This window comes from Maribacter antarcticus DSM 21422, from assembly GCF_000621125.1.
GTDB lineage: Bacteria > Bacteroidota > Bacteroidia > Flavobacteriales > Flavobacteriaceae > Maribacter > Maribacter antarcticus.
This window is the reverse complement of the sequence record NZ_KK211214.1, coordinates 626688-651334: the sequence shown is the minus strand read 5'-3', so window position 1 is coordinate 651334 and position 24647 is coordinate 626688. Positions and strand designations below refer to the sequence as shown.

General features: G+C 37.3%; 29 protein-coding genes. 11 read left to right on the top strand and 18 right to left on the bottom strand.

The features are described 5' to 3' along the window. Nucleotides 1-113 precede the first annotated feature (113 nt). From dnaJ to Q360_RS0119320, 5 genes are all read right to left on the bottom strand, one after another. On the bottom strand, nucleotides 114-1238 hold the full coding sequence (gene dnaJ / locus Q360_RS0119340) for a molecular chaperone DnaJ (protein WP_027078556.1): 1125 nt from the start codon (nucleotides 1236-1238) through the stop codon (nucleotides 114-116). A 9-nt stretch (nucleotides 1239-1247) separates the two neighbouring features. Beyond that, the gene (locus Q360_RS0119335; RefSeq protein ID WP_027078555.1) at nucleotides 1248-1799 is read right to left on the bottom strand and encodes a nucleotide exchange factor GrpE; all 552 of its coding nucleotides are present in this window, start codon (nucleotides 1797-1799) and stop codon (nucleotides 1248-1250) included. A 141-nt stretch (nucleotides 1800-1940) separates the two neighbouring features. Further along, entirely contained in the window at nucleotides 1941-2903 is a 963-nt protein-coding gene (locus Q360_RS0119330) for a TIGR01777 family oxidoreductase (protein ID WP_027078554.1), read from the bottom strand. 123 nt (nucleotides 2904-3026) lie between these two features. Then, the gene (gene mnmD, locus Q360_RS0119325) at nucleotides 3027-3692 is read right to left on the bottom strand and encodes a tRNA (5-methylaminomethyl-2-thiouridine)(34)-methyltransferase MnmD (protein WP_027078553.1); all 666 of its coding nucleotides are present in this window, start codon (nucleotides 3690-3692) and stop codon (nucleotides 3027-3029) included. A gap of 1 nt (nucleotide 3693) precedes the next feature. Then, nucleotides 3694-4215, bottom strand: a complete 522-nt coding sequence (locus Q360_RS0119320; RefSeq protein ID WP_245603299.1) for a DUF4920 domain-containing protein — start codon at nucleotides 4213-4215, stop codon at nucleotides 3694-3696. Between the two features lie 67 nt (nucleotides 4216-4282). On the opposite strand from Q360_RS0119320, the gene Q360_RS0119315 reads away from it, so the two are divergent. Continuing rightward, entirely contained in the window at nucleotides 4283-5353 is a 1071-nt protein-coding gene (locus Q360_RS0119315) for a branched-chain amino acid aminotransferase (protein ID WP_027078551.1), read from the top strand. A gap of 22 nt (nucleotides 5354-5375) precedes the next feature. Here the strand turns inward: Q360_RS0119315 and Q360_RS0119310 are convergent, their stop codons facing one another. After that, the gene (locus tag Q360_RS0119310; RefSeq protein WP_027078550.1) at nucleotides 5376-5762 is read right to left on the bottom strand and encodes a pyrophosphohydrolase domain-containing protein; all 387 of its coding nucleotides are present in this window, start codon (nucleotides 5760-5762) and stop codon (nucleotides 5376-5378) included. A 762-nt stretch (nucleotides 5763-6524) separates the two neighbouring features. Here Q360_RS0119310 and crcB point away from each other — a divergent pair. The 4 genes from crcB to Q360_RS0119280 all read left to right on the top strand — a co-directional run bounded on the left by crcB (nucleotide 6525) and on the right by Q360_RS0119280 (nucleotide 9981). After that, nucleotides 6525-6896: a fluoride efflux transporter CrcB gene (gene crcB, locus Q360_RS0119295; RefSeq protein WP_027078547.1), complete on the top strand. Its 372-nt coding sequence runs from the start codon at nucleotides 6525-6527 to the stop codon at nucleotides 6894-6896. A gap of 291 nt (nucleotides 6897-7187) precedes the next feature. After that, the gene (locus Q360_RS0119290; protein WP_027078546.1) at nucleotides 7188-7526 is read left to right on the top strand and encodes a P-II family nitrogen regulator; all 339 of its coding nucleotides are present in this window, start codon (nucleotides 7188-7190) and stop codon (nucleotides 7524-7526) included. 43 nt (nucleotides 7527-7569) lie between these two features. Further along, nucleotides 7570-8802, top strand: a complete 1233-nt coding sequence (locus Q360_RS0119285; protein ID WP_027078545.1) for an ammonium transporter — start codon at nucleotides 7570-7572, stop codon at nucleotides 8800-8802. 114 nt (nucleotides 8803-8916) lie between these two features. Beyond that, on the top strand, nucleotides 8917-9981 hold the full coding sequence (locus tag Q360_RS0119280; protein WP_027078544.1) for a porin: 1065 nt from the start codon (nucleotides 8917-8919) through the stop codon (nucleotides 9979-9981). A gap of 72 nt (nucleotides 9982-10053) precedes the next feature. Here Q360_RS0119280 and Q360_RS0119275 read toward each other — a convergent pair whose 3' ends face one another. Continuing rightward, nucleotides 10054-10707 (bottom strand): DUF1684 domain-containing protein, encoded by a 654-nt coding sequence (locus tag Q360_RS0119275; protein WP_027078543.1) that lies wholly within the window; start codon nucleotides 10705-10707, stop codon nucleotides 10054-10056. Nucleotides 10708-10752: 45 nt separating this feature from the next. Here Q360_RS0119275 and Q360_RS27290 point away from each other — a divergent pair, with 45 nt between their 5' ends. Further along, nucleotides 10753-11202 (top strand): type 1 glutamine amidotransferase family protein, encoded by a 450-nt coding sequence (locus Q360_RS27290; protein ID WP_316931548.1) that lies wholly within the window; start codon nucleotides 10753-10755, stop codon nucleotides 11200-11202. Nucleotides 11203-11511: 309 nt separating this feature from the next. Here the strand turns inward: Q360_RS27290 and Q360_RS0119265 are convergent, their stop codons facing one another. Both Q360_RS0119265 and Q360_RS0119260 read right to left on the bottom strand, forming a co-directional pair. Beyond that, complete coding sequence (locus Q360_RS0119265; protein ID WP_027078542.1) at nucleotides 11512-12927, bottom strand: hypothetical protein; 1416 nt, start codon at nucleotides 12925-12927, stop codon at nucleotides 11512-11514. A 101-nt stretch (nucleotides 12928-13028) separates the two neighbouring features. Then, nucleotides 13029-13487 carry an Lrp/AsnC family transcriptional regulator gene (locus Q360_RS0119260; RefSeq protein WP_027078541.1) on the bottom strand — a complete coding sequence of 153 codons (459 nt, stop codon included), beginning with the start codon at nucleotides 13485-13487 and terminating at the stop codon, nucleotides 13029-13031. Between the two features lie 160 nt (nucleotides 13488-13647). On the opposite strand from Q360_RS0119260, the gene Q360_RS0119255 reads away from it, so the two are divergent. From Q360_RS0119255 to Q360_RS0119245, 3 genes are all read left to right on the top strand, one after another. After that, on the top strand, nucleotides 13648-13992 hold the full coding sequence (locus Q360_RS0119255) for a hypothetical protein (protein WP_245603298.1): 345 nt from the start codon (nucleotides 13648-13650) through the stop codon (nucleotides 13990-13992). Nucleotides 13993-14094: 102 nt separating this feature from the next. Continuing rightward, nucleotides 14095-14946, top strand: coding sequence for a formyltetrahydrofolate deformylase (gene purU, locus Q360_RS0119250; protein ID WP_027078539.1), 852 nt, complete (start codon nucleotides 14095-14097; stop codon nucleotides 14944-14946). Nucleotides 14947-14976: 30 nt separating this feature from the next. Next, entirely contained in the window at nucleotides 14977-15681 is a 705-nt protein-coding gene (locus tag Q360_RS0119245; protein WP_027078538.1) for a DUF4197 domain-containing protein, read from the top strand. A 202-nt stretch (nucleotides 15682-15883) separates the two neighbouring features. Here the strand turns inward: Q360_RS0119245 and Q360_RS0119240 are convergent, their stop codons facing one another. Beyond that, nucleotides 15884-16678, bottom strand: coding sequence for an alpha/beta fold hydrolase (locus tag Q360_RS0119240; protein WP_027078537.1), 795 nt, complete (start codon nucleotides 16676-16678; stop codon nucleotides 15884-15886). A 226-nt stretch (nucleotides 16679-16904) separates the two neighbouring features. Here Q360_RS0119240 and Q360_RS0119235 point away from each other — a divergent pair, with 226 nt between their 5' ends. After that, on the top strand, nucleotides 16905-17099 hold the full coding sequence (locus tag Q360_RS0119235) for a hypothetical protein (protein ID WP_027078536.1): 195 nt from the start codon (nucleotides 16905-16907) through the stop codon (nucleotides 17097-17099). Nucleotides 17100-17103: 4 nt separating this feature from the next. Here Q360_RS0119235 and pyrF read toward each other — a convergent pair whose 3' ends face one another. Together pyrF and prfA are read right to left on the bottom strand one after the other, a co-directional pair. Further along, nucleotides 17104-17922: an orotidine-5'-phosphate decarboxylase gene (pyrF, locus tag Q360_RS0119230; RefSeq protein WP_027078535.1), complete on the bottom strand. Its 819-nt coding sequence runs from the start codon at nucleotides 17920-17922 to the stop codon at nucleotides 17104-17106. Nucleotides 17923-18020: 98 nt separating this feature from the next. Next, a complete protein-coding gene (prfA, locus tag Q360_RS0119225; RefSeq protein WP_027078534.1) occupies nucleotides 18021-19097 on the bottom strand; it encodes a peptide chain release factor 1 in 1077 nt (358 codons plus the stop codon). A 365-nt stretch (nucleotides 19098-19462) separates the two neighbouring features. Between prfA and Q360_RS25975 the strand changes: the two genes are divergently transcribed. Beyond that, nucleotides 19463-19849, top strand: coding sequence for an ATP-binding cassette domain-containing protein (locus tag Q360_RS25975; protein WP_051554811.1), 387 nt, complete (start codon nucleotides 19463-19465; stop codon nucleotides 19847-19849). A gap of 380 nt (nucleotides 19850-20229) precedes the next feature. On the opposite strand, the gene Q360_RS27040 is transcribed toward Q360_RS25975, so the two are convergent. The 6 genes from Q360_RS27040 to Q360_RS0119200 form a co-directional block, all read right to left on the bottom strand. Beyond that, nucleotides 20230-20526 (bottom strand): FAD:protein FMN transferase, encoded by a 297-nt coding sequence (locus Q360_RS27040; RefSeq protein ID WP_262493239.1) that lies wholly within the window; start codon nucleotides 20524-20526, stop codon nucleotides 20230-20232. 70 nt (nucleotides 20527-20596) lie between these two features. Continuing rightward, nucleotides 20597-20776: an FAD:protein FMN transferase gene (locus Q360_RS27035; protein ID WP_262493244.1), complete on the bottom strand. Its 180-nt coding sequence runs from the start codon at nucleotides 20774-20776 to the stop codon at nucleotides 20597-20599. A 10-nt stretch (nucleotides 20777-20786) separates the two neighbouring features. Further along, nucleotides 20787-21254, bottom strand: a complete 468-nt coding sequence (locus Q360_RS27030) for an FAD:protein FMN transferase (RefSeq protein WP_262493238.1) — start codon at nucleotides 21252-21254, stop codon at nucleotides 20787-20789. 100 nt (nucleotides 21255-21354) lie between these two features. Further along, complete coding sequence (locus tag Q360_RS0119210; RefSeq protein WP_027078533.1) at nucleotides 21355-21807, bottom strand: Rieske 2Fe-2S domain-containing protein; 453 nt, start codon at nucleotides 21805-21807, stop codon at nucleotides 21355-21357. Nucleotides 21808-21855: 48 nt separating this feature from the next. Next, nucleotides 21856-23034: an AIR synthase related protein gene (locus Q360_RS0119205; protein WP_027078532.1), complete on the bottom strand. Its 1179-nt coding sequence runs from the start codon at nucleotides 23032-23034 to the stop codon at nucleotides 21856-21858. Between the two features lie 74 nt (nucleotides 23035-23108). Then, the gene (locus Q360_RS0119200) at nucleotides 23109-24638 is read right to left on the bottom strand and encodes a carboxypeptidase regulatory-like domain-containing protein (RefSeq protein WP_027078531.1); all 1530 of its coding nucleotides are present in this window, start codon (nucleotides 24636-24638) and stop codon (nucleotides 23109-23111) included. Between the last annotated feature and the right edge of the window lie 9 nt (nucleotides 24639-24647).

Here is a 24647-nt window from a genome sequence, read left to right as displayed (position 1 = left end):
CTTAAAATTAATTAAGGATGGGAAAAAAATTGCTATGAAAAAGAAAATTAATATTGGTTTCCCAATATTAAGTCAAATATACGTTTTTTATTTAAAAACCAATACTTTTCATACTAAGAGAACATATCTTTTACTTTTTCAAAAAACGATTTGTCAGATTTTTGGGGTCTAGGCTCAAAATTATCGGTACCCTGCATCCTTTCAAAAAAATCTTTTTGCTCTTTATTTAGTTCTTTTGGCGTCCATACATTTACATGAACCAAAAGGTCTCCACTACCATAACCGTTTAAACTTGAAATACCTTTTCCGCGCAAACGTAAAATCTTACCAGATTGTATTCCTAATTCCAGTTTTATCCTGACTTTACCTCCCACAGAATCTATTTCTTTAGACGTTCCCAATACCGCCTCGGAAAAACTTATGTACAAATCGTAGTGTAGGTTATCACCTTCTCGTTTTAAGGTGTCGTGTTCGTGGATTTCAATGGCCACCAATAAATCTCCTGGCACTCCATTGCCTGGCGCCTCATTACCCTTATTTGGTACTTTCAGCTGCATGCCCTCTTCTACTCCTGCAGGAATATTGATGCTGACGGTTTCTTCCGTAATTTTTAAACCTTGAGCATCTGCATCTCCGGGCTTACCGTCTAACATTTGGCCAGCTCCACCACAAGCGCTACAGGTCGCTGCGGTCTGCATTCTTCCTAAAATAGTATTTTGTATTTTGGTGACTTGACCGCTACCGTTACACGTAGTACACGTTTTATAGGTAACGCCTTCGGCTTGGACTTTACGTCTTACCTTAACTTTTTTCTCTACACCGTTGGCAATCTCTTCCAAGGTAAGTTTCACCCGTATCCGTAAGTTACTTCCCTTAACCCTGCGTTGGCCACCACCACCGAAGCCACTGAAACCTCCAAATCCACCTCCGCCAAATCCGCCACCGCCAAAAATATCACCGAATTGACTAAAGATATCATCCATATTCATTCCGCCGCCGCCAAATCCACCACCACTTTCAAAAGCAGCGTGTCCAAATTGGTCATATCTGGCTTTTTTATCAGCATCGCTCAACACCTCATAGGCTTCAGCAGCTTTTTTAAAGCGCTCTTCTGCACTTGAATCACCGGGATTCTTATCCGGATGAAACTCAATCGCCTTTTTTCGATATGCCTTTTTAATTTCCGCAGCAGAGGCACCCTTGGTTATCCCTAGAATTTCGTAATAATCTTGCTTCATACCTTTGTTTTAATTTCCTACCACCACCTTTGGATGACGTATAATCCTATCACCTAGTTTAAAACCTTTCTCTATAACATCTATAACCTTGCCTTTCATTTTTTTACTTGGAGCGGGTATTTGTGTAATAGCTTCGTGAATGTCAGCATCGAAAGTATCACCAACCTTAACTTCAAGCTCTTCCAAACCTTTGGAGTTAAGGGTTTCTCTAAATTTACCACTAATCAGCTCTACGCCTTTGAACATCTCCTTGTCCTCCGATTTGGCTATCTCCTTTAAAGCCCTACTAAAATCATCCAGCACGGGTAATAATGAAACTATGACTTCCTGTCCGGCTGTTTTGAACAAATCCATTCTTTCCTTGGATGTTCTTTTCTTATAATTTTCAAACTCAGCAAAAAGTCTAAGAAATTTATCTTTTTCTTTTACTACATCTGCACGTAAAAGTTCTTCTTCCGACTGCTCAACTTGATCATTTACTTGGTTCTGTTCCGTAGTGTCTACCTCCTTTTCTTGCGAAATAGCATCATGCATTTCTTCCACCTTACTTTTATTGTTCATATGATTTTCGCTATATTATTGTCTTTTTTCAAAGTGGCAAAAGTACTGCCAATTCTTCAAAAATGTCAAAATGTCATTAAACTTTACAAAAAAATCCGCCAATAGCAGATTAAAATTTCAGTTCAGTGCGGGTGTATATATTTATGGTGCATACTTATTGCGGACATTATTTTCAGGAATATTACACATGCCACTTTTATCATAAATATTTTCCAGAGCATTACATATATTCTGATATTCAAAAATAAAGCCCTCCTCTTCTATCTTTTTACTACTTACCCGCTGACTTGCAAATAAAATATAGGACATTTCCCCCAAAATAGTCTGCATTATAAACTTTGGAATATTGGGCAAGAATAAAGGTTTCTCCAAAATCTTAGCAATTTCCTTTACCAATCTATTATTTGTTACCGGGTTTGGCGAAACACCATTAAATACACCCTTGAGGTTGCTCTCGGCAATAAAAAGAAACATCCTTGATAAATCTGAGATATGAATCCATGATTGCCATTGCTCCCCTGAGCCAAAAGCCGCTCCTGCATAATACTTTATAGGCTTTGCGATTTCGGGCAATGCACCTCCGTTGGCAGACATTACCAATCCTATTCTCACCTTGCTAGTCCTTAAATTCAACGTTTCAAACTCATTTATTTTTTTTTCCCAAGCGAATACTACTTCTCCTAAAAAACTATCATCTACTGCTGTTTCCTCTTCGTGATAATAGTGATCAACCGAGTTTGGATAAATACCTATAGCCGATGCAGAAATGAATGAGGTCACTTTATGATCCTTAGACTTATCTAATACTTCATATAGCACATTTAAGGTATCTATTCTGCTTTCCAATACCTCTTTCTTGTAGGAAGAGGTCCATCTTTTAGAAATACTGGCTCCTGCTAAATTTATGATGACCGAGACATTCATTAGACACTTCTCATCTATCTCACCTACTTTAGGATTCCAATAGAAACCCTGATAATTAAGTTTTGAAACCAACTTTTTCTTGCTGGTGGTAAGAAAATTTACGGTATACCCTTTAGCGAGGCATTGTGCTACCAACTCTTGCCCTACCAAACCTGTTGCGCCTGTAATCAGTACTTTCATATCTCAAAGGTATTAGTTTTGTATAAAGCCAAGGGTAGCTTTAATTAGGATTTAACAGTGTTGTTGAATGTGCTGACTACCATAGGCTAAAAATCTAAAGCTCTAAAGCTCTAAACCAAGGTATTATAAAGGTTTCTTTCCCCTGAGCATTTCCCGCTTTCCTGGTGGGCCAGGAAGGCGTTCTACAATAAAACCAACCTCCTGCATAGCCCTTCTTACACTGCCCTTTGCAGCATAGGTCACCAAATACCCTTCTGATTTTAAGGCACAATACATCTTTCTAAAAATAGTAACTGTCCATAATTCTGGCTGTACTCTAGCTCCAAAAGCATCAAAATAGATAAGGTTGAACATTTCCTGCGCTTCAATATCATTGAAGTCCATTTTCTTTTTAGTGAGTGTGAAAAATGGGGTGATTTCTGTTGGTATTTCCCAAGGAGCTTCATGCAATTGCTTAAAATCGTTCTCCTTATTGGGCACCATTAGTGCTGTAACATACTCTAATTGACTGGCCTCTTCCCAAGCAACGGGATAGGCCTCGGCACCACAATAGGTAACCTTGTATTTTCCATTTCCTGCCTCCAACAAAGTTATAAATGCGTTTAGGCCCGTACCTAAACCTATCTCAAGAATATCCACAGCGGTATTGTCAAACAAATCGAGCCCATGTCTTATAAATACATGATAGGCTTCTTGTATGGCGCCATGTTTGGAATGATACTGCTCATTCCAATCGGTTATCTGGATGGTTTTTGAACCATCACCGGTAGTAATAATTTCGCGTTTCAAACTACTCCTTTATCAAGACTCCATCGGCCTCAAAACCGTAAGTTCTTTTGGGTGCGATAATCTTGGCTAATTCTTGAGTTGTTGCTCCACCATCTTCCGCATAATGTTTCTGGTCTTGCACGCTCATGGTTTCAACGAAGGCCAAACCATTGACCACAACGTCCTTTCCTTCTATGTCCATAGGTATAAAAAAACCGTAGTCCTTAAACTTAACCATAGCTTCTTCGCCATTGGCCAACTCTAATTTCATCCAGCAGCCTTTTGCCTTACAAACCTCTTTTACCTTGGCAATAAATTTTGTTTGAAGCGTATCGTTTTGACTCATTGCATTATAATCAGCAAGCATCTTTTCTGTATTCTTTGCATCAACTGCTTCAATTTTTTCTCCGAAGGAACGAAGTATATTTTGAGCACGCTCTTGATTCTGTCCCTTGCATGATAATCCCATCGCAAAAACAACAAGTAAAATGTTAAAACTTTTCATATTATCCAAAAATTTGATTTCCAATACAAAACTGGTCATTTTTAAACTAAAAAAGAAGCGACCCTTGGGATATTTGATTAATTTTAAACTTTAAATTAATCTATTGATGAACATCGAAACAAACAGTATTTCTATAGAACGGGTTAAAACTTCAAAAATTGACCAAATAGATTTCGACAATTTGGCCTTTGGTTCGGTATTTACCGACCACATGTTAGTTTGTGATTATAAGAATGGTGAGTGGGAACTTCCTAAAATTATACCTTACCAAGCTATTAGTTTAGACCCATCTTCAAAAATCTTCCATTACGGACAATCTATTTTTGAAGGTATGAAAGCATACAAGGATAAGAATGATGCCATTTTTCTTTTTAGGCCTTTGGATAATCATAAAAGATTTAATATTTCCGCAAATCGGATGTGCATTCCAGAGATTCCAGAGAACTATTTTATGGATGGACTAACGAGCCTGTTAAAATTGGACAGTGCCTTTATACCAAAAAAGGAGGGGTCATCCTTATATATACGTCCTTTTATGTTCGCCACAGGCAAAGGATTTCATGCCTCCCCTGCAGACGAGTACAGGTTCATAATTGCTTGTGCGCCTTCTGGGGCTTATTTTGCAGGTAAGGTAAAAGTATTAATAGAACAGACCTATTCGAGATCTGCTAATGGAGGTGTTGGTTTTGCCAAAGCGGGAGGCAACTATGCAGGGCAATTTTACCCTACTCAGTTGGCAATTGCCAAAGGATACAACCAAGTCATCTGGACGGACGACACGGAACATGAAAATATAGAAGAAGCGGGAGCGATGAATATTTTTGTCCGGATAAACGACACGCTCATTACAGGCCCAACAAGTGATAGAATTTTAGATGGAATTACTCGTAGGAGTATCATAGCGATAGCCGAAAAAGAAGGTATACCTGTAGAAGTTCGAAAAATAACAGTAACAGAGGTGGTAAATGCAGCTAAAGAAGGTACCTTGAAAGAAATGTTTGGAGCTGGAACAGCAGCGGTTATATCTCCTATTTCTGCTTTTGGTTTCAAAGACACTGATTATCAGTTACCGCAACTAGATACCCCATACGCTGAAAAAATAAAGAAAATCATTACTCACATCCAATACAATACCTCCGAGGATTCATACGGATGGCGTTATAAAGTAACAAAATAAAAAAAGGGCTTTGCGCCCTTTTTTATTTGTTCAAAATTGCTTCAATATTTGGCTTAAAATAATTAGGCCCCTTCAATACCTTGCCATCCTCACGGTAAATAGGTTTACCATCTTCCCCGAGCTTGCTCATGTTGCTGCGTTGTATTTCGTTAAATACCTCGGCTATCTTATGCTGCATTCCGTGTTCTAAAATAGTACCGCAAAGAATGTAGAGCATATCGCCAAGGGCATCTGCCACCTCAACCATATCCTTGTTCGTAGCCGCTTCAATATATTCCTTGTTTTCCTCGTCCATTAAATTAAACCGTAAAAGGTTTTTGGCTGTACCTAAATCCGATTTTAATTCATTGGAAACCCCCATTCCAAAAGTCTCATGAAATAGCTTAACACAATTAATTTTATCTTCCATATTTTTAAATATTATCGATTTTACATCAATTTAATTTCACCTTCACTAAGTACCTCTCCGTAAAGAAAAAATAACATCTTTAATTTTTACTAAAAAAATTTAAGGACAAAAGATTACGAAGGACATGTGCTTTTGAATTTTTAGTTCTAGATTAATATCACATAACTATATTTTAATTTGAAATATAGAATTATTATGGCTTATTTCACATTAACTATTCTGGTTTTCTAGTAGCTTTGCAGAAAAACATAAAATATGTTCAGCAGCGGACAATTAATTTTTGGAGCCCTTTTTGCCATAGTATTTCTTATCATTATCATAATCTCTTATAAGAAAGATTTAAAATTGCACCAAAAAAACTACAAAGGAGTCAAATGGGTGGGTGTATTCTTCATAATCTTCTTATTAACGCTATTCTTTATTAAGTATTTCCTTAAAAATTAACCTATTTTTTAATTACACAACAAAAATAGGGTCTTAGACAACAAAATATCGATTTTGCTCGTAAAATATACCAAATGGAGTAATTTTGCGTTATCTCTCTATAAAAGGTGCAATAAATTATGATGACTTTTCTTACTATTTTTTTAATATTAATTGGGCTTAACGCTATAATGGTATTGGCAAGCTTGCCTACACGGAATAAAAAAGCAACGAAATCCTCCCCTAAAGTTGCCAAAACTTCCGGTTCCATTATCTACCCGATTAATTTACTTGTTTCCGAGCTGAAAAAAGCGGTTTAGTTTTTTACCTTTAACAAGTATGAAACAGTTTCTACTTGTTTTTTTAGGAGGAGGTCTGGGAAGTGTTCTCCGATTCTGGATGTCAAAAACACTTAATCCTTATTTTTCTAATTTCTATTTTGGAACGTTCTCTGTGAACATTCTTGGCTGTCTTATCATTGGTTTTATTTTAGGTTTATCCATGAAAAACGATTTACTTACCCAAAATCAAACTATTTTACTTACCACCGGATTTTGCGGTGGCTTTACTACTTTTTCTACTTTTGCCCTTGAGGGGCATCTATTTCTGAAAAACTCAGACTTGGTCCACTTTTCACTGTATACAATTTGTAGCATCCTTGTTGGCATAATAGCCGTTACCCTAGGCCTATGGATTTCCAAATTGTTATAGAACTAACATTCTACCTCAGGTTTCTTAAATTTTAAAGAATTTTCTTTTTTTTTGCCCATACACTACGTATTCTTTATCAAAAGAGTGTTTTTGGTAATATATATCCATTTGTAGACCTAATTTGACTATCCCTAATAATTATATCCATAATTAAATATTAATAATTAAAGCATACCCATAATTTTATGGGGTATAAATCAATATAAATATAAAAATTAGGTAATACACCCCTAAAAAATTAGCGTGTTAAAATTTTAACATACATTTGGCTAACACAAAACCAATATTAAAATGAAAAAAATCGAGGCAATTATCAGAAAATCCAAATTTGACGATGTCAAGGAGGCATTGCATCAAATTGAGGTTAATTTCTTTAGTTACTGGGATGTAACTGGGGTTGGAAATGAGAAACAAGGTCATGTATACAGAGGTATCTCCTACAGCACCGCAGACATACAACGAAGATATCTGTCTGTAGTTGTATCCGATGAATTTTTACAAAAAACCGTAGACGCAATTTTAGAAGCAGCTTACAGCGGAAATGTTGGAGATGGTAAAATCTTCGTATCCGATGTGATTGAAGCGTACCGAATACGAACAAAAGAGAACGGACAAGCTGGCATTAACTAGAGCTACTTAAAAAATCTACAACAATAAACTAAAACTTTTAAAAATGGACGCAGGATTATTTACAGCGAATAATGTATGGATGATGTTAGCTACCGCATTGGTATTCTTTATGCATACTGGCTTTGCTTTTTTAGAAATAGGACTTACTAGACAGAAGAACACTATTAACATATTATTTAAAAACATCTTTATAATCACAGGAGGACTTCTTCTTTATTACGCTTTTGGATTTAACTTAATGTACCCAGGTTTTGAAGATGGAGATATGGGCCTTCTAAAATTCGCAGGATTTGGAATTGCAGCCCCAGAAGGTGGCATGACAGTAGAATACGCGAGTGGTGGTTATACATGGTGGACAGATTTCCTTTTTCAAGGAATGTTCGCAGCAACAGCAGCAACTATAGTTTCTGGAGCGGTTGCAGAACGTATCAAAATAGGTTCGTTCATGATATTTACTGTTATCTATGTAGGATTGGTATACCCTATAGTAGGTGCTTGGAAGTGGGGCGGTGGTTTCCTTGACTCTTGGGGGTTCTACGATTTTGCAGGCTCTACACTCGTGCACTCTGTTGGCGGATGGGCTGCCTTAGTAGCCATAGCGCTATTAGGAGCAAGAATAGGCAAATTTGGTGAAGATGGTAAACCGAAAGCAATTCCTGGTCACAGTATCCCTATGGCAACCGCAGGTGTTTTAATTCTTTGGTTAGGATGGTTCGGTTTTAATGGCGGTTCTGTACTTTCTGCTGATCCGGAACTAACTTCCTTGGTATTGGTTACTACAAGTTTGGCTGCAGCGGCAGGAGGTTTTGGTGCTATGATTCTTTCTACTATCCTTTATAAAAATCTGGACTTAACCATGTTCCTAAATGGTATACTTGGTGGTCTTGTAGGTATTACTGCTGGTGCAGATCTTATGTCACCAAACGAAGCAGTGGTAATTGGATTCTTAGCTGGAATCATCATAGTTCTTGGCGTAGCGTTAATAGATAAATTAAAATTAGATGATCCAGTTGGAGCGGTAACAGTTCACCTTATTTGTGGTATTTGGGGTACGCTGGCTGTAGGTATTTTTGGAGCTAAAGCTGGAGGTGATCAATTTTTAACACAGCTTTATGGCGTTTTGATTGTAGGAGCTTTCTGTGTATTAGCCTCTGGTATTATTTTAGGCGTGTTGAAAGCAACACTGGGTCTGCGTGTTTCCAAGGAAGAAGAGCTAGAAGGCTTGGATATTCATGAACACGGAATGGATGCATACCCTGACTTCACAAACGATTGATACATATAAAATAGAAACGGAGCGTTTTGCAGAACGCTCCGTTATATAACCTTTTCAACAAATTCAATTTACTCAATTAAAACAATCCAATTAAGGATTATAAAATTAGAACTTATGAAAGCGATTACCTTAACAAAATTCGTGAAAAATATATTTCTATCATCACTAATTATCTTTTCTTTAACCTCTGTCCTTGCCCAGGATGAAGAAGAAAAATCAAAATTCTCCGTAAGCGGTTCTATAGACGCATATTACAGAGCAAATCTAAACGCTGGTAATGGACTAGATGCACAATCGCCTGGCAGCTCTTTCGCTAATCTTCCCGGTTTCGCATTGGGCATGGCAAATGTAATAGGTAGCTATGAAGGTGAGAAAGTAGGTTTTGTTGCAGATTTAGTTTTTGGCCCAAGAGGTACAGATGCTATTTTCGCCTCCCCTATGTATTCCTCGACTGGGGATATTGTAAATCAGTTATACGCTTATTGGAATGTAACAGACAAGGTGAAAATAACCTTTGGTAACTTTAATACCTTTTTAGGTTATGAGGTTATTTCTCCAGTGGCCAACTTTAACTATAGTACGTCTTATCTTTTTTCTTATGGGCCATTCTCACATACAGGTATAAAGGCAGATTTTGCCTTATCTGATGATTTAAGCTTGATGTTAGCTGTAATGAATCCTACAGATTTAACAGAGTTTAATCCTAGAGGACAATATGCCTATGGTGTGCAATTGGGCTACAGTGGACAATACGCAAATTTACTTATTGACAATGGATCTTTTGAAATTGATTATACAGGTGGAGTTGATATTTCTGATACGTTCTTTCTTGGGTTGAACGCTGCAATTTTTAGTGGTGATACCGACGATGGGGTAGGAAGTTTTTCAGGTGTGGCTTTATACCCACAGTTAGCAACTTCTGAGAATTTTACGATAGGTTTACGTGGGGAATATTTTGCAGAGAGCGATTTCTTTGGCGCAATCGGTGCAGTGGATGCCGTAGGAGATGCAAGCGTTTTCGCTGTAACATTAACAGGAAGTGCAACTATTGGTAATCTAATAATAAAGCCAGAGTTCCGCTTAGACAGTGCTTCTGAAGATGCAACTTTCGTTAATGGTGATGGAGAACCACTTAGCAGCTTAAGCTCATTTGTTCTAGCAGCTGTTTATTCCTTCTAGGATAATATGAATTAATGGTTGATTTTTATAGTTTAAACGAGAAAGCCCGGTTTTAAAAACCGGGCTTTTAATTTACTTTTTTTTAAAATCTTTTACTCCTGAAAGCACGCTCGTAGCTAAATTATTAATTGCCGGCACTAAAGGACAGGAATACTTCTTGTTATAGGCACAATAGGGATTATAGGCCTTATTAAAATCCAAAACTATCGTATTGCCTTGTGAAATTCTCAAATCAAGGTAACGACCTCCACCATACGTTTGTTTGCCATTGGTTTGATCAGTAAAGGGTAAAAAGAGATAATCTTCATAGCCTTTTTCTTGAGTCAATTCTGCATTCTGATAGATTTCTAAAGTATGCTCTTTACCGTTTAAGCTAAATATTGCAATACCGTACACCTTTTCTTGCGACTTTCTATCTGTATTAGTGGGCATTAAAAATGGGAGTGCCTCCGGCGTCCGCTCCAAAGCTGCGACAATCACATAATTAGTGTCCGGCGCAAAAAAATCGAGTGTCTCAAAATCTATACGAAATCTGTCGGCTAACGGGGATTCTTCTGGGTTTTTGAACTCTGCATTTAAATCCTCCTGAAATTTAAGAATCGCTATCATTTTATCAGATTTAACTACGAGGGTGTTTTTCTCTTTTACATCATGGTATTTTTTACCTTCTTTACAGGATAAGAGGGTTGCTAATAAAAACAGTAAAGTCATCTTAAATAATCTCATGTCTTCATATTTTAAACAAAAATACACTTTTAGCTGAAGTGCGTTTTGAATTTCATTGTACTTTACCAAACGATTAAACCTATTCCTTATGAAAATACTTTTTTATGCTTTTTAGTCTTATTCGTATTCATCATATGCGGCTCGGATGAAAAACACCCTAAAAACACCGAAACCCGTTTTACACCAGATTTGAAACCCGATAGATACAATGCCGCGTTTCTTATCATGAATGGCCTTCACAATAGGGGGTTTACAGCATCTTACGATATATTTCAACACACCCATTATAGAGAAAACATCAAAGCTATCAACACTTTTACGGTAGCAAATACGCTAGCGCCGGTAACTTCTTTTGAAAGAGTTCGCTTTTTGCCTGATTTTGACTACACCAAAGATTCCTTACCCAACATAGACATTTTGGTTGTGCCTAGTGCAGAACATTACTTGGATACCGACTTAAAGGATAGTCTATTATTGAATTTTATAAAAAAGTAGACCAGAAGGCACTTTTTATGACAAGCCATGGCGATGGGGCTTTTGTATTGCCAAAAACAGGAATTTTAGACGATGCGGTTTCTACCATCTTTCCGAGTGATATTGGCAGCTACAGAAAAATGTTTCCCCATTAAAGCATAAAGGACAGTGTTCTTTTCGTACACGACGGCAAATATAGTACCTCTGTCGGTGGTGCCAAAAGCTTCGAGGCCGCACCCTATCTTTGTGAGTTTTAATATGGTAAAGAAGTTGCAATTCCCCTAGCCAAAGGATTGGTCATAGCTTGGGATTTGAACACCGTACCACATCTTAGTCTACCATAATATCATAACGCGCACTGTTTAAATATTTCTCTACCAAAGTATTAAACTCGGGTGTAATCCTGAACAAAGCCGTGTGCTCTAAAGCATACAACTCAGTCTTATTTTTATATCCCTTTTTTAATAATTCTTCTAGATAAAAAAGTGCCGTACCATAATCCTCTACCTCTGCACTGTTAGAAATTATATTAAGATAATACACAAAATTCTGTGGTTCTGTAGCGGTCTTTAACATGTATAGAAAGGTCAAAGCTTCTACATCAATCACTTTATCATCGGACGCAATCATATCTATGGTATCCTCGATTAACGCATTTACATAACCTCGAAGTCTATGAGACATTTGTTTGTTATACAAACTAGCGCTTTTGCCTAGTTTGTCTAGCTCGTCCATTTGGTAAATCCACCAACCTAAATTATTGTAATTATAGGTCATCACATCCTCTTCCAAAAAGTATACATAATCCTCCTTAGTAAAATTCTCCTTAAGCAAAACACTATTTTGATTTCGCCTTTTTGTTCTAAAAGAGCTGGTTTTACGTACTTGTTTTAGAATACTCTTTAAAGAATCCAACTCCATCAAAGGATTATATATCCTTATCATTTCCGATAGTTCATGCTCCGCTAACAATGGTTTTTCATCAGAAAATAGGGTATTGGCAGCTATTAGTGACAGTTTATAGGAAGCCGTCATCATTTGCTCATCTTTAGGTGTTTTTCCCTTGGTCATAGCAGACAAAGTCAATATACGTAATGCATTGGTAATCATATCTGTGGACGGCCATTTATGACCTCCATCAAATAAAAGTAGCTGATTGGGGAACTTTAATCTATCAAGCACCTTACGAGTTTCCAGCATATCAATGAAATTATAATCTTCCCGACCTACAATTCCCACGAAATAAAACGGATTCTTTGAACTAAGAATTTCCATATTCCCAACAGCTGCACCACAGGAAACAACCCCTTTAATCCCCTTAATGAAGTTTGGAATTATGGATGCAAACCTTGCAGCATTTGAAAAGCCCGCCGTATAAGCACGTTCCTTTTGCAACGGCAACAAGTCATAGGCTGCATTCAAGAATCTATTGGCAATGAGAATATTCCTTGATAACGATATGGTATCATTGGTATTATTAGACGTAGCCAGAACATAGCCCTCTTGCTCCGCAGCATCCTTAAACATGGAAAGCGCCTGTTTCCCCTTACCCTCCATATCAAATACAAATACAATAGGCCAGGTTTGGGTCGTGTCGAAAGTCGTTGGTAAATACACAGAAAAAGTTTCTTGTAACGAATCGTTTACTACCATATTTTCAGTTATTGCACCCTTAATAAGACTAATATTTTGGGCCAGCAACATGCTTGGTAATAAAAAAAGAAAGAGAATAGCGTTTTTATTCATATTAAAAAGTAATCAAAAATCTAGCCAAAATATAATTCTAAAGTTAAGAATTTCATTAATACATTTGCTTTGGATATGATAAATAAACCCAAGTATCCGTATTAGGCAGGTTCGCTGCGAATGGGAGCGTTGGAAATCACATTGGACAGCACAATATTAGTTCTAGTTTCACCATACTGGATAAGTTTATCTATGAATTGTTCTAAATGAAACTGATCTTTGAATACCACTTCCATTACAATATTTTCATTACCCGTAATTCGGTAACAATTTATCACCTCATCAAAGGTAGAAACCAAGACCAAAAAAGGCTTTAACTTCCCCATAAAAGCCCTTAATGTAATAATCGCTTTTAGTTGATGCCCTGTTAGCGAATGTGATACCGTTGCGTTATAGCCCAAAAGGATTCCTGCGTCCTCCATTTTTTTTACACGCTCCCCCACCGCCGGTGCCGTAAGACCAATAGAACGTCCAATATTCGCAAAGGATTCTCTAGCATTTTGCTGCAACAAATTCAATATTTTCCAATTAAGCGCATCTATCTTTATATTCGATTCCATTTTTACTTTTAATACTTATTTTGTAAAGCAAATATATGAAATTGCTTTATAATAAAAAGTATTCTATCCAAATTGCTCAGTAACTTTATCCGTATAAAAGCACTGTTGAAATCTCATGCCAACTAAAAATATACAGCAAATACCGATTTACAAAAAAGCAATGGATCTCTGCTTTATGAGCAGGGAAATTGCCTCTTACGTCTCGCTGAACAAAAATCTATTAACCCTCTATAAATCTAACAGTTTAAGGGACAGCATTGCCAATTCCCTATTAACGGATACCATTCTAATACCCCAGAAAATAGTAATCGCAGAGTTTTCCAAATCCAGTTCCGAACGTATGTTAAGCATTTCTTTTATTAATATAATGATAAGGAATATTAACTCGTATTGCCTAGGCCTCGAAAAAGATGGTGTAAAAGAAATAGAATACCTTCATCTTTTACGTTCTGAAGTACGAAGTTTTAGAAAACATTATAAAAAATGGAAACTATCTATTGATTAGACCTCTGGATATTTCCATTTTCACAAAAAACCCCTAAACATGTAGTTCTGAGTATTTCCTATTGCCTATAATAAGTTACTTTTGATTCTTAAACAGGTTATTTTGAAAGTTATTATTCTTATTAATTGCCAAGACAAGACAGGGATTATAAGTTCGGTTACACAGTTCATTCATTCCCACTCCGGCAACGTTATATATCTAGACCAACATGTAGATAAATCTTCAAATGTATTCTTTATGCGATTGGAGATTGAGTTTGAACCAGAACAGGTTAACATCAATAGTTTTAAAGATGCCTTTAAAGAGACTATTACATTACCTTACGACATGCACTGGAGTCTTCATCTAGATTCCGTAAGGCCCAAAATGGCACTTTTTGTCTCTAAATACAACCATTGTCTATATGATCTTTTGGGAAGGCATAATTCTGGGGAACTTCCCGTAGATATTCCATTTATACTTAGCAACCATCCAGACCTTAAATATATTGCAGACCAATTCAACATCCCTTTTCATCACGTACCGTTCTCAAAAAGTGACTGCCAAGAGGCAGAAGCGAAACAGTTGGCTCTTTTAAAAGAACATCAGGTAGACTTCGTAGTTCTTGCACGCTACATGCAAATTATAAGCAATAGGTTAATCGACGTTTTTCCAAATCGTATCATAAATATACACCACTCTTTTTTACCAGCTTTCGCAGGAGCTAAGCCTTATCATGCCGCTTTTAAACGTGGCGTAAAAATCATTGGTGCTACTAGCCATTACGTTACAGCAGAATTGGATGCGGGGCCCATCTTAGAACAGGATACCACCCCTGTTTCCCACTCACATTCCATAGCGGATTTTATAGCCAAAGGAAGAGATTTGGAGAAGATTGTACTTTCCCGCGCCATTAAACTCCATGTCCTTAGAAAAACAATGGTCTATAACAATAAAACAGTCATTTTCTCGTAAAACCTTACACACTACATAACATATATTATCATGAAAAAAATTGCTTTGATTATCGGAATTACCTTGTTCGTGTCTTGTGCCGAGTTACAACAGGTGGTAAATCAACTTCCGACAGGTACTACCGCTCTAAGCAACGAAGAAATAGGCAGTGGACTGCGCGCTGCACTAGAAGAAGGCATCTACAAGCAAGTAAGTAGACTTAACAAAACAGATGGCTTTTTTAAGAACGACCTAGTAAAAATCCTTTTACCGGAAGAGCTAAGAAAAGTAGACAAGACCCTGCGGGATATTGGTTTAGACAATTTGGCGGACGAAGGACTGAAGGTATTGAACAGGGCTGCGGAAGACGCAGTTTCCGAAGCGACACCCATATTTGTAAATGCAATAAAGGAGATTTCATTCACCGATGCAAAAGCCATTCTATTAGGTGATGACAAAGCCGCTACCAATTTTCTAGAAAACAAGACCACCACAGCATTGTACGATAAGTTTAATCCCGTAATAAAATCTTCTTTTGAAAAAGTAGGTGCGGACAAGATTTGGGCTTCTTTGATAAACAAATACAACAAAATTCCATTAACATCAAACGTAAATCCCAATTTAACGGGTTACGTAACTCAAGAAGCGTTAAAAGGAGTTTATACTATGATTGCCGTTGAGGAAAAAGAAATAAGAACTAAAGCTTCTTCCAGAACAACGGATCTACTTAAAAAAGTATTTGCTTTACAAGACTAAAAAAAGGATAATCCACAACAATATTTAACAAATAGTTGCGTTAAAATTACTGAGTTTCAGGTTCTTGAAATAAAAATATATAGTCCATTTTTTGAAATCGTAATTTTTGAGTTAGTTAGTTTAAAACCGGTGGGAGCACCGGTTTTTTTGTTTATAAACAATGTTATATTACTGAGGTACTAAAACTGAATTAAAAACTGATTTAGGGCGTACTTTTTCCCATTCCTACAAGGTAGCCTATCACCATATTATTAAACAACTGTGGCTGCTCTATATTTACAACATGTCCACAATCTTGAACAATAAATAAATCTGAATTTTGATGAGTCGCTGCAATTTTTTTAATCGTAGGCAAAAACAAGTAATCTTCCTCTCCCATTACATATAGCGTGGGTATCTTTATATCAGCAGATCTAAAAAATCGCAACAAGGGATTAATTTCAGAAGTGAGCTTAAACCATCGTATAAATTCCTTCTGGTATAACTTTTTCGCCTCCCTAACAAATAATAATCTCGACTCCCTGTGGTTTTTATTAGGCATAATAACGAAGGCAAAAAACTTGTAAAGCCATAAATAAGGAACCACTGATTTAAAGACCACGCCCAAACGCATAAGAATTTGGGAACGTAGATTTAATTTCATGATTGCTCCACCCATAATCATGCTTTCTACTCGGTGCGGATGCTTTTCTGCTATATTCCGTATTAAAATAGTACCCAATGAAATTCCTATGAAATGTGATTTTTCTATCTTTTCAAAATCTATTACCTCCAGTATATCGTCTGTAATGGAATCAAAAGTATATTGATCGCTGAAAGCGTTTTTAAGGTTAGGCTTGGAATCGCCGTGACCACGTAAATCTAACAGCAGAATATTAAAGAATTTCCTAAATTCCCTTACCTGCTTGTACCAAATTGAGGAACTGCCTCCAGCACCGTGCACGAAAGTGACCCAAGTAGGAGAATCTTTATGAATGTATTTTGTATAGTTTAACAAGATGTACTTGGATGTCTTTAAACAAAGTCAATAAGCAATGTAGATAATCTTTTTGAATTGAAGGTCTTTTCGTTAAAAAATAAAAGAAAGCAGATTCGCTTTTTAAGTATTCATACCCTTTGTGTTAAAAAAAAGACAAATTACCTGATTATTAGTTATTTAGGATATAGCACCGACATCCAAAACCTGATATCGTACGTATATTTGTAAAAATAAATAATTTATTATGGAAAAGCAATATTGTAAAGTAGGAACAGTAACTCCCATAGCCGCAAAAGCGGATGCAATCACGATGCTAGAATACCAATATCAAAATTTTATAGATAAAGCCTCGAACATCCAATACTCCAACACAAAACTGGGTGATTTTTTTGAGCTAAAAGCACAAAAAATAAAAAAAGCTTTAGCGGAACTAGTATAACTTACTATAGTTTAGCAAGTTCTTGCTTCATCTGAACTTGTAGTTCTTCTGCCTTCTTTTGTGCTACTCTAGCATAATCTGCTTTGTTGGAAGCGTAGATTATTCCTCTAGATGAATTTACAAGCAAACCAACATCTTGCGTAATTCCATATTTACAAACTTCGGAAAGACTGCCTCCTTGGGCCCCAACTCCTGGTACCAACAAAAAGCTATTTGGCACAATGTTCCGAATCTCGGTTAAGTATTCTGCTTTGGTTGCGCCCACTACATACATTAAATTTTCTGACCCTTTATAGGTTATAGCAGTTTTAAGCACATGCTTATAAAGCTCCAAACCATCTAACTCCTTAGTTTGAAAGTCATGTGCACCAATATTAGAGGTCAAAGCCAGTAGTATGGTATGCTTATCCTTAAAGGCCAAAAATGGCTCTACGGAATCCTTACCCATATACGGGGCTATGGTTATGGAATCAAAGTTCAAGTCTTCAAAGAATGCCTTAGCGTAGCGGGTAGACGTGTTACCTATGTCTCCTCTCTTGGCATCTGCAATCGTAAATATTTCCGGATACTCCTTATTTAAATAGGTAATGGTTTTCTTCAAAGCCATCCAACCTTTTATCCCATAAGCCTCATAAAAAGCGGTATTGGGTTTGTAAGCAACACAAAGATGATGCGTTGCATCTATAATCGCCTTGTTAAATGCAAAAATAGGGTCTTCCTCGGTAAGCAAGTGTTCGGGAATCTTTTCTAAATCAGTATCTAAGCCGATACATAAGAATGATTCTTTTTTACGAATCTGTATTATTAGTTCTTTCGTAGTCATACAAGACGTATCTTTTGCTATGCTTTTGCTTTGGCTCCCAAAATAGAGACCAACACCAGCGCTATTTAAACGTAACTTTTTTATAGAAAAAAAATCTTTTAGAATATCTCCGACGCCTCTTTTAGTTTCTCTGTGTTTTCCACAAGACTCAATTCATCGATAATCTTCTGAATATCTCCATCAATAATATTTGACAAATCATATAAAGTTAGCCCAATGCGGTGATCCGTTACCCTTCCTTGTGGGTAGTTATAGGTCCTAATCTTTGCGGACCGGTCTCCACTACTTACTTGAGAGTTACGTTTAGCCGCATCCTCTTCCTGCTTTTTGGCTAGCTCAAGATCATATAATCTAGAACGTAATACTTTAAACGCCTTATCCTTGTTCTTGTGTTGGGATTTTTGATCTTGGCACTGCGCTACAAGTCCTGTAGGAAGGTGGGTTAAGCGCACTGCAGAATAGGTCGTGTTTACAGATTGCCCACCAGGACCTGATGAACAAAAGAAGTCTACACGTACATCCTTGAGCTCTATTTGAACGTCAAAATCTTCGGCTTCGGGCAAGACCATGACCGTGGCTGCACTCGTATGTACTCTTCCTTGGGTCTCCGTCTGCGGAACACGTTGCACTCGATGTACTCCGGCTTCAAACTTTAAGGTTCCGTATACATCCGTACCAGATACTTCAAACTGAATTTCCTTATACCCACCGCTGGTACCCTGACTTAAATCTATGACGTTGGTTTTCCAACCTTTGCTTTCGCAATATTTGGTGTACATACGAAATAAATCACCTGCAAAAATACTAGCCTCGTCCCCGCCCGTTCCGGCACGGATTTCTACAACTACATCTTTAGCATCCTCTAGGTCTTTGGGAATAAGCATTAACTTTATTTCCTCTTCCAATTTTGGAAACTCTGATTTGGCATGATCTAATTGCATTTTTGCCATTTCCACCATTTCGGCATCACTACCATCTGATATAATTTCCTCTGCTTCTGAAATATTATTCGTTAGCTCCAAGTAATAATCTCTTTTGGCCACCAAAGCCTTAAGATCACTATATTCCTTTGTAAGCTGAACATAGCGTTTTTGATCTGTAATGATATCAGGTTGAATGATTAAATCGGAAACCTCATCAAAACGTTGTTTTACAATATTTAACTTGTCTATCATATGTGTGCGTCACTAGTCCTGCGAATTTACGATAAATTTGTACATTTAATGCCGTACGTAGTTGTATTGAACCCTTAGCTTTTCGTTTAAAAAAAAAGCCTAATTTGGAAATTTTACCTTCAGTTTATAATCATCGCACAATTATTTACGATTTTTCTGTTAAGCATAGCTATTCCTTTACTTCTTCTAATAGGTATTAAACTAGTTTTCTTTGCATTACTACATGCGCTGTATTATAAGAATACATTGAAGAAACGACCTCTCTTCTATCAAAATTTTTCTATTTCGCAGGTCCATTTGTTTATCGGGTGCTTTCTAATAGATGCACTTTTATCATCTACCATTTTTTATATCCTAAAACTATTTTGAAACTGGAATTGGATAACATACAGCTGAACTTTAACTCAAGGAAAAATTTAGGAGGGGTTTATTTGTATGCAGAATCGGGCAAGATTACAGCCATATTAGGAAGAAACGGTTGCGGCAAAACATCCTTGTTACGAATTTTATTTGGAAGCCTGAACCCTAAATACGGCAATGTAAGACTGAACGGAATCCATCAATATAAGAAACTTTATAAGACAGGAAAGGTAGCTTACCTACCCCAACATCGCCTTTTGCCAAAATTCATGAAAGTACAAGATGCGTTTAAAGCTTTTGCGGCAGACTGGACTGTATTTGTTGATTTATTCGAGTCGTTTAGCTCATATAATCAAGGAAAGCTAAAACACCTGTCTTCTGGAGAATTATGACTTTTAGAATCCTATCTTATATTGCATTCGAATAAAAAAATTATCCTTTTGGACGAACCCTTTTCCTTTATCGCGCCTTTATATGTGGCTAAAATAAAAACGATTATCAACCATAAATAATCCGCCAGCATCATAATTGTAACCGACCATTTTTACAAAGAAATCCTAGATATCAGCGATGCACTATACTTTCTTAAAGACGGTTCTTACAAAGCTATTTATTCCGCAGCGGAATTGGAACAGGAAGGTTATTTGGTCCGCACAGATTAAGCCTCCTTAAAGTCTTTCCAAAACTACGTATGAGGTAACAACGCGAAACTTGATTAATCCTGAAGCCCTATTTACTTTAAAAAACTTGAGCTTAATTAAAAGGGGTCTAATTACCGCATTTCATCCAATAAAATACCACTGCTCTTTACTAGTTTATTATCTGCATCCACCATAATAACTTCCGTACCATCCAATTGGTTCACCAAGGCCAAACCTTGATCTCGCCCCATATTCATTATGGCCGTAGTCAGCGCATCACAGCGTTCTGCGCTTTTATAAAACACAGAAACACTGTTTACTCCAGTAGCAGGGTAACCTGTTCTTGGGTTTATAAGGTCTGAATATTTGGTTCTGTTGATTATTACAAATCGTTCAGAATTGCCTGCGGTAGCTACCGAGGATTCCAAAATGTGTATCCATGAAAAAATGGTATCCGTACTTAAAGGATTTCTAATACCTATCCGCTATTTTCTCCACTTATTTTTTTCCCCACGCAGTAACAACACCGGCTGTATTAATTACCCCTGCCACTACTTGTTTGGATACCAGTAATTCCTTTGCTTTATCTGCAGTGCATCCCTTGCCAATAGCACCAAAAAAAGTTTTCATTTCTTTTTTGGATAGGAAGACGGACCGATTGGTAGCATCAAGTAGTATCTTTTGATAGCTAATTCGCTTTGGCTTTTAAATCCTGAGATTTAGTTGGCATAGTGGTCATGGAACCATCAAACGTCCAGATAGCTTGTATACCAGCAAAAGTAATATCAAAAGCACCATTGGTAATTTCCGAAATCTGCTTGGAACGCTCAATCAATTTAAAAAGCTCCAAACTTACTTTTATAGGCATAATGCCTGCATTTTTATTAATCAAAGAAATTTCTGATTTGTCATCCCAAGAGGATATCAGTTTCTCAATTCTTCTAATTTCACCAGTGGCTTCTTGTATGTTGATATATACCAGTTCCTCATCTTCCGACACCACAGTAATATCAAACCGAATCCCCATAGCGTCATCGTTTTTTACTGTTACGTAATTTTTGTTCTGCGTATATACGATACTGGAGAATAAACCAAGCACCACAACATACGAAGTACGAGCTCCTAGGCTATCTTTTATAATACCTTTGATTAACACAGCGCTGTACGCGCCAATAATGGAAAAGAGAGGCTAGTAAAAACAATTCGTAGCTTTGGGGCTAGGGGAAATACTACCTTAGCTAAGGACCATACTTAGCTTATTCAAAAACGCGCAATATGTCCCCATTAAGCTCCGTATTATAAATTTTAAGGGCTCTTGGCGTACTATTATTTGGAGTCACTAAAGGGGTGCCATCCTGACTAAAACGGGAACCGGCAGGGGCATGGACATTACAATGAAATGTCCCACCATCTCGACTATCAAATCTCACCTGATCGAACTGTTTGTGACTACAAATTTGGCTAGCGGCTATAAAATCACCCTCCAAGTTTCTAACTACCACCACTAAATTTTTAAGAATAAAACCACCATTATTGGTCAACTTGACAGCTTCAGCGCTAGTCAAATCTATGGTGAAATCTACATTTGTGGGCGTAGTTACGATATTTCCGTCATTCCCGTCATCGGTGGAGCAGCCTCCAAGACACGGAAAAGTAATTACTAAGGCAGCGCCAGCGCCTAAAGTTCTTAAAAAATCCTTTCGTTCCATAACCGCTATTTATACTAAATAACGCTAGAATAGGTACAATCGTATCCTCTAATATTCAAAGATGCCGTACGTACTTTTAATTGTTAACTTTTTGGTTTCGGAAGCCTCAACTGTGCCAATAACTTGGGCGGCAACGCCAAAGGAATTGGCTATTTCTATGATATCGTTCGCCAAAGAAGGATTCATATAGATTTCCAATCGATGTCCACAATTGAAAACCTGGTACATTTCTTTCCAATCGGTACCCGACTGTTCTTGTATCAATTTAAACAAAGGAGGAACATCAAAAAGATTGTCTTTAACGATATGTAGGTTATCGATAAAATGGAGAATCTTCGTCTGTGCACCGCCACTACAATGCACCATACCGTGTATATCCGAACTATTGTATTTAGACAGTACCTTTTTTACAATAGGGGCATATGTTCTCGTTGGGGACAACACCAATTTACCGGCATCCAACGGTGAATTCGGCACAGCATCTGTTAATTTAGTTTTCCCGGAATACACCAAATGGGAAGGAACTTCTGCGTCAAAACTTTCCGGGAATTTAGCTACTAAATATTTTGAAAACACATCGTGTCGGGCAGAGGTGAGTCCATTACTTCCCATACCACCATTATATTCCGTTTCGTAGCTGGCTTGCCCAAAAGAGGCCAATCCTACAATGACATCTCCTGCTTTTATATTGGCATTATCAATTACCGCGCTCCTTTTAAGCCGTGCGGTAACCGTAGAATCTACTATGATTGTACGTACCAAATCGCCAACATCGGCAGTTTCACCTCCTGTAGAACGAATGGTAATACCGTGTGTTGCTAAATCGGAAATCAACTCCTCCGTACCATTTATTATGGCTGAAAGTACTTCTCCCGGTATCTTATTTTTGTTCCTACCAATAGTAGAGGAGAGCATAATATTGTCTGTAGCTCCAACACAAATCAAATCATCAATATTCATGATAAGTGCATCTTGCGCAATACCCTTCCAAACAGATAAATCTCCCGTTTCCTTCCAGTACATATAAGCCAACGAAGATTTAGTACCGGCGCCATCGGCATGCATTACCAAACAATAGTCCTCGTCTCCCGTTAAATAATCGGGCACAATTTTACAGAATGTTTTCGGAAAAAGACCCTTGTCTATATTTTTTATAGCATTGTGAACATCTTCCTTAGCAGCGGAAACCCCGCGCTGATTGTATCTTTCACTTGTAAAGGCAGACATATAAACTGTTTTGAAATGCAAAAATAACCAATAGTACGTAGTTATTTTTGCTTAAAACGAATTCTTATACACTACTATTCCCAATTAGGCATGAATGCATTGGTAAAAACAAGTTCATTTTGTATAACCTCCACAGCATCCAATTGCCTCCGAAAAATCTGTTTTTCAGAAATGCCATCATTGGACGTTACAGTGAAAATAATAAAGCCACCATTAGGAGAATATTTAGCATCTAAATTATTAAATCCAGTAGGTTTTTGAGTGTCAATTTCATTGGACGTGTTCGTGGTTAGATTGTACTCGAATATACGGCTGTCTAACAGCCTATATTGGGCATTTTCCGTACCTGAAATATCTCTTGTATACAAAATCCTGTTTCCATCCAAGGAGTAATCCAATCCACCAAAAGCACCGGTGATTCCAGAAATAATAGTCTGCGTTCCAAGATTTGTTTCTGGGCTCACAATTCTTAACTGAGTTCTGTACCCCTGTGAATCATTAATTTTCAAGACTATTTGATTGTCAACCGGGTTGGTGGCAACCTCTGTTATAAATTCTCCATCAAGTGCCTCGTAGACCATTCTAGTCCCCGAGCCATCTGCATTTACAGTGTATAATTTATTGAAATTTGGATAATAGATGGCACTGCCGCTATCATACCAAGAAAACTCTAGCTCATCTTGCCTAAACCCTGCAATAGGTATTTCTTGGGTAAGCTGTCTTTTAGCGGTACCATCCAAATTCATTGTAAAAATATGGGACTCCCCACCAATGCTTCTGATATAGGCCACTTTACCAGTAGCTATATTTGCTTTGGGACGGTAGGTATTAATACCTGTAGCCGTCAATTGTACTTCATTCTCATTTACGTTTACTTCATTTGCTCGCGTTGGTTCACCTCCAGAGAATACGACACTATTACCATCTATACTGCGCACATATAGGAACCTATTCCCTTCTACTCCTTGCAATTGAAAACTACTTATTTTACTCTGCACCGGCTCTGTGATCTCGTCATTGGCGCTTACTTGCCAAAAATAATTAGCTCCGATTGCTAAATTTTCTACCCTAAATACAGTATCTAAAAGAGATTGAAAAACTTGTATTTCTCCTGTATTTCCATTTCTAAGCTCTAAATCATACAAAATTTCATCCACATCATTGGCGGACGAGGACCAGACAAACACTACAGGACTGCGTACATTTCTTTTATTATCTTCTGGAAACAATAGGCTTGGAATCAGCGGACGCATATTACTTACTGACATACTATCCAATTCAAATATGACGTTCGAGGTTTTGTCATTTAATATATTTACGGGCTCGAATGCCGTTTGAAAATCATCTTTTTCTGCCTGCACAGAATAATCTCCAATACTTATGTTCGTTATAGTAAAATTACCTTCCTCATCGGTAAAAACGGTATTGGACGAAGGGTTGGTTGTAACTTTCACATTCCCTAGGGGGTTGTTTAATCCATTAGATACCACTTTGCCGTCTAGAACACCAAAAGATTGATCGCCCAAGGTTTCCTCTTCGCATGCGCAAAAGGTAAATAATACTACAAAAGCCATGAGGCAACTTGTATTTTCAAAATTGGCCATAAGTTATAC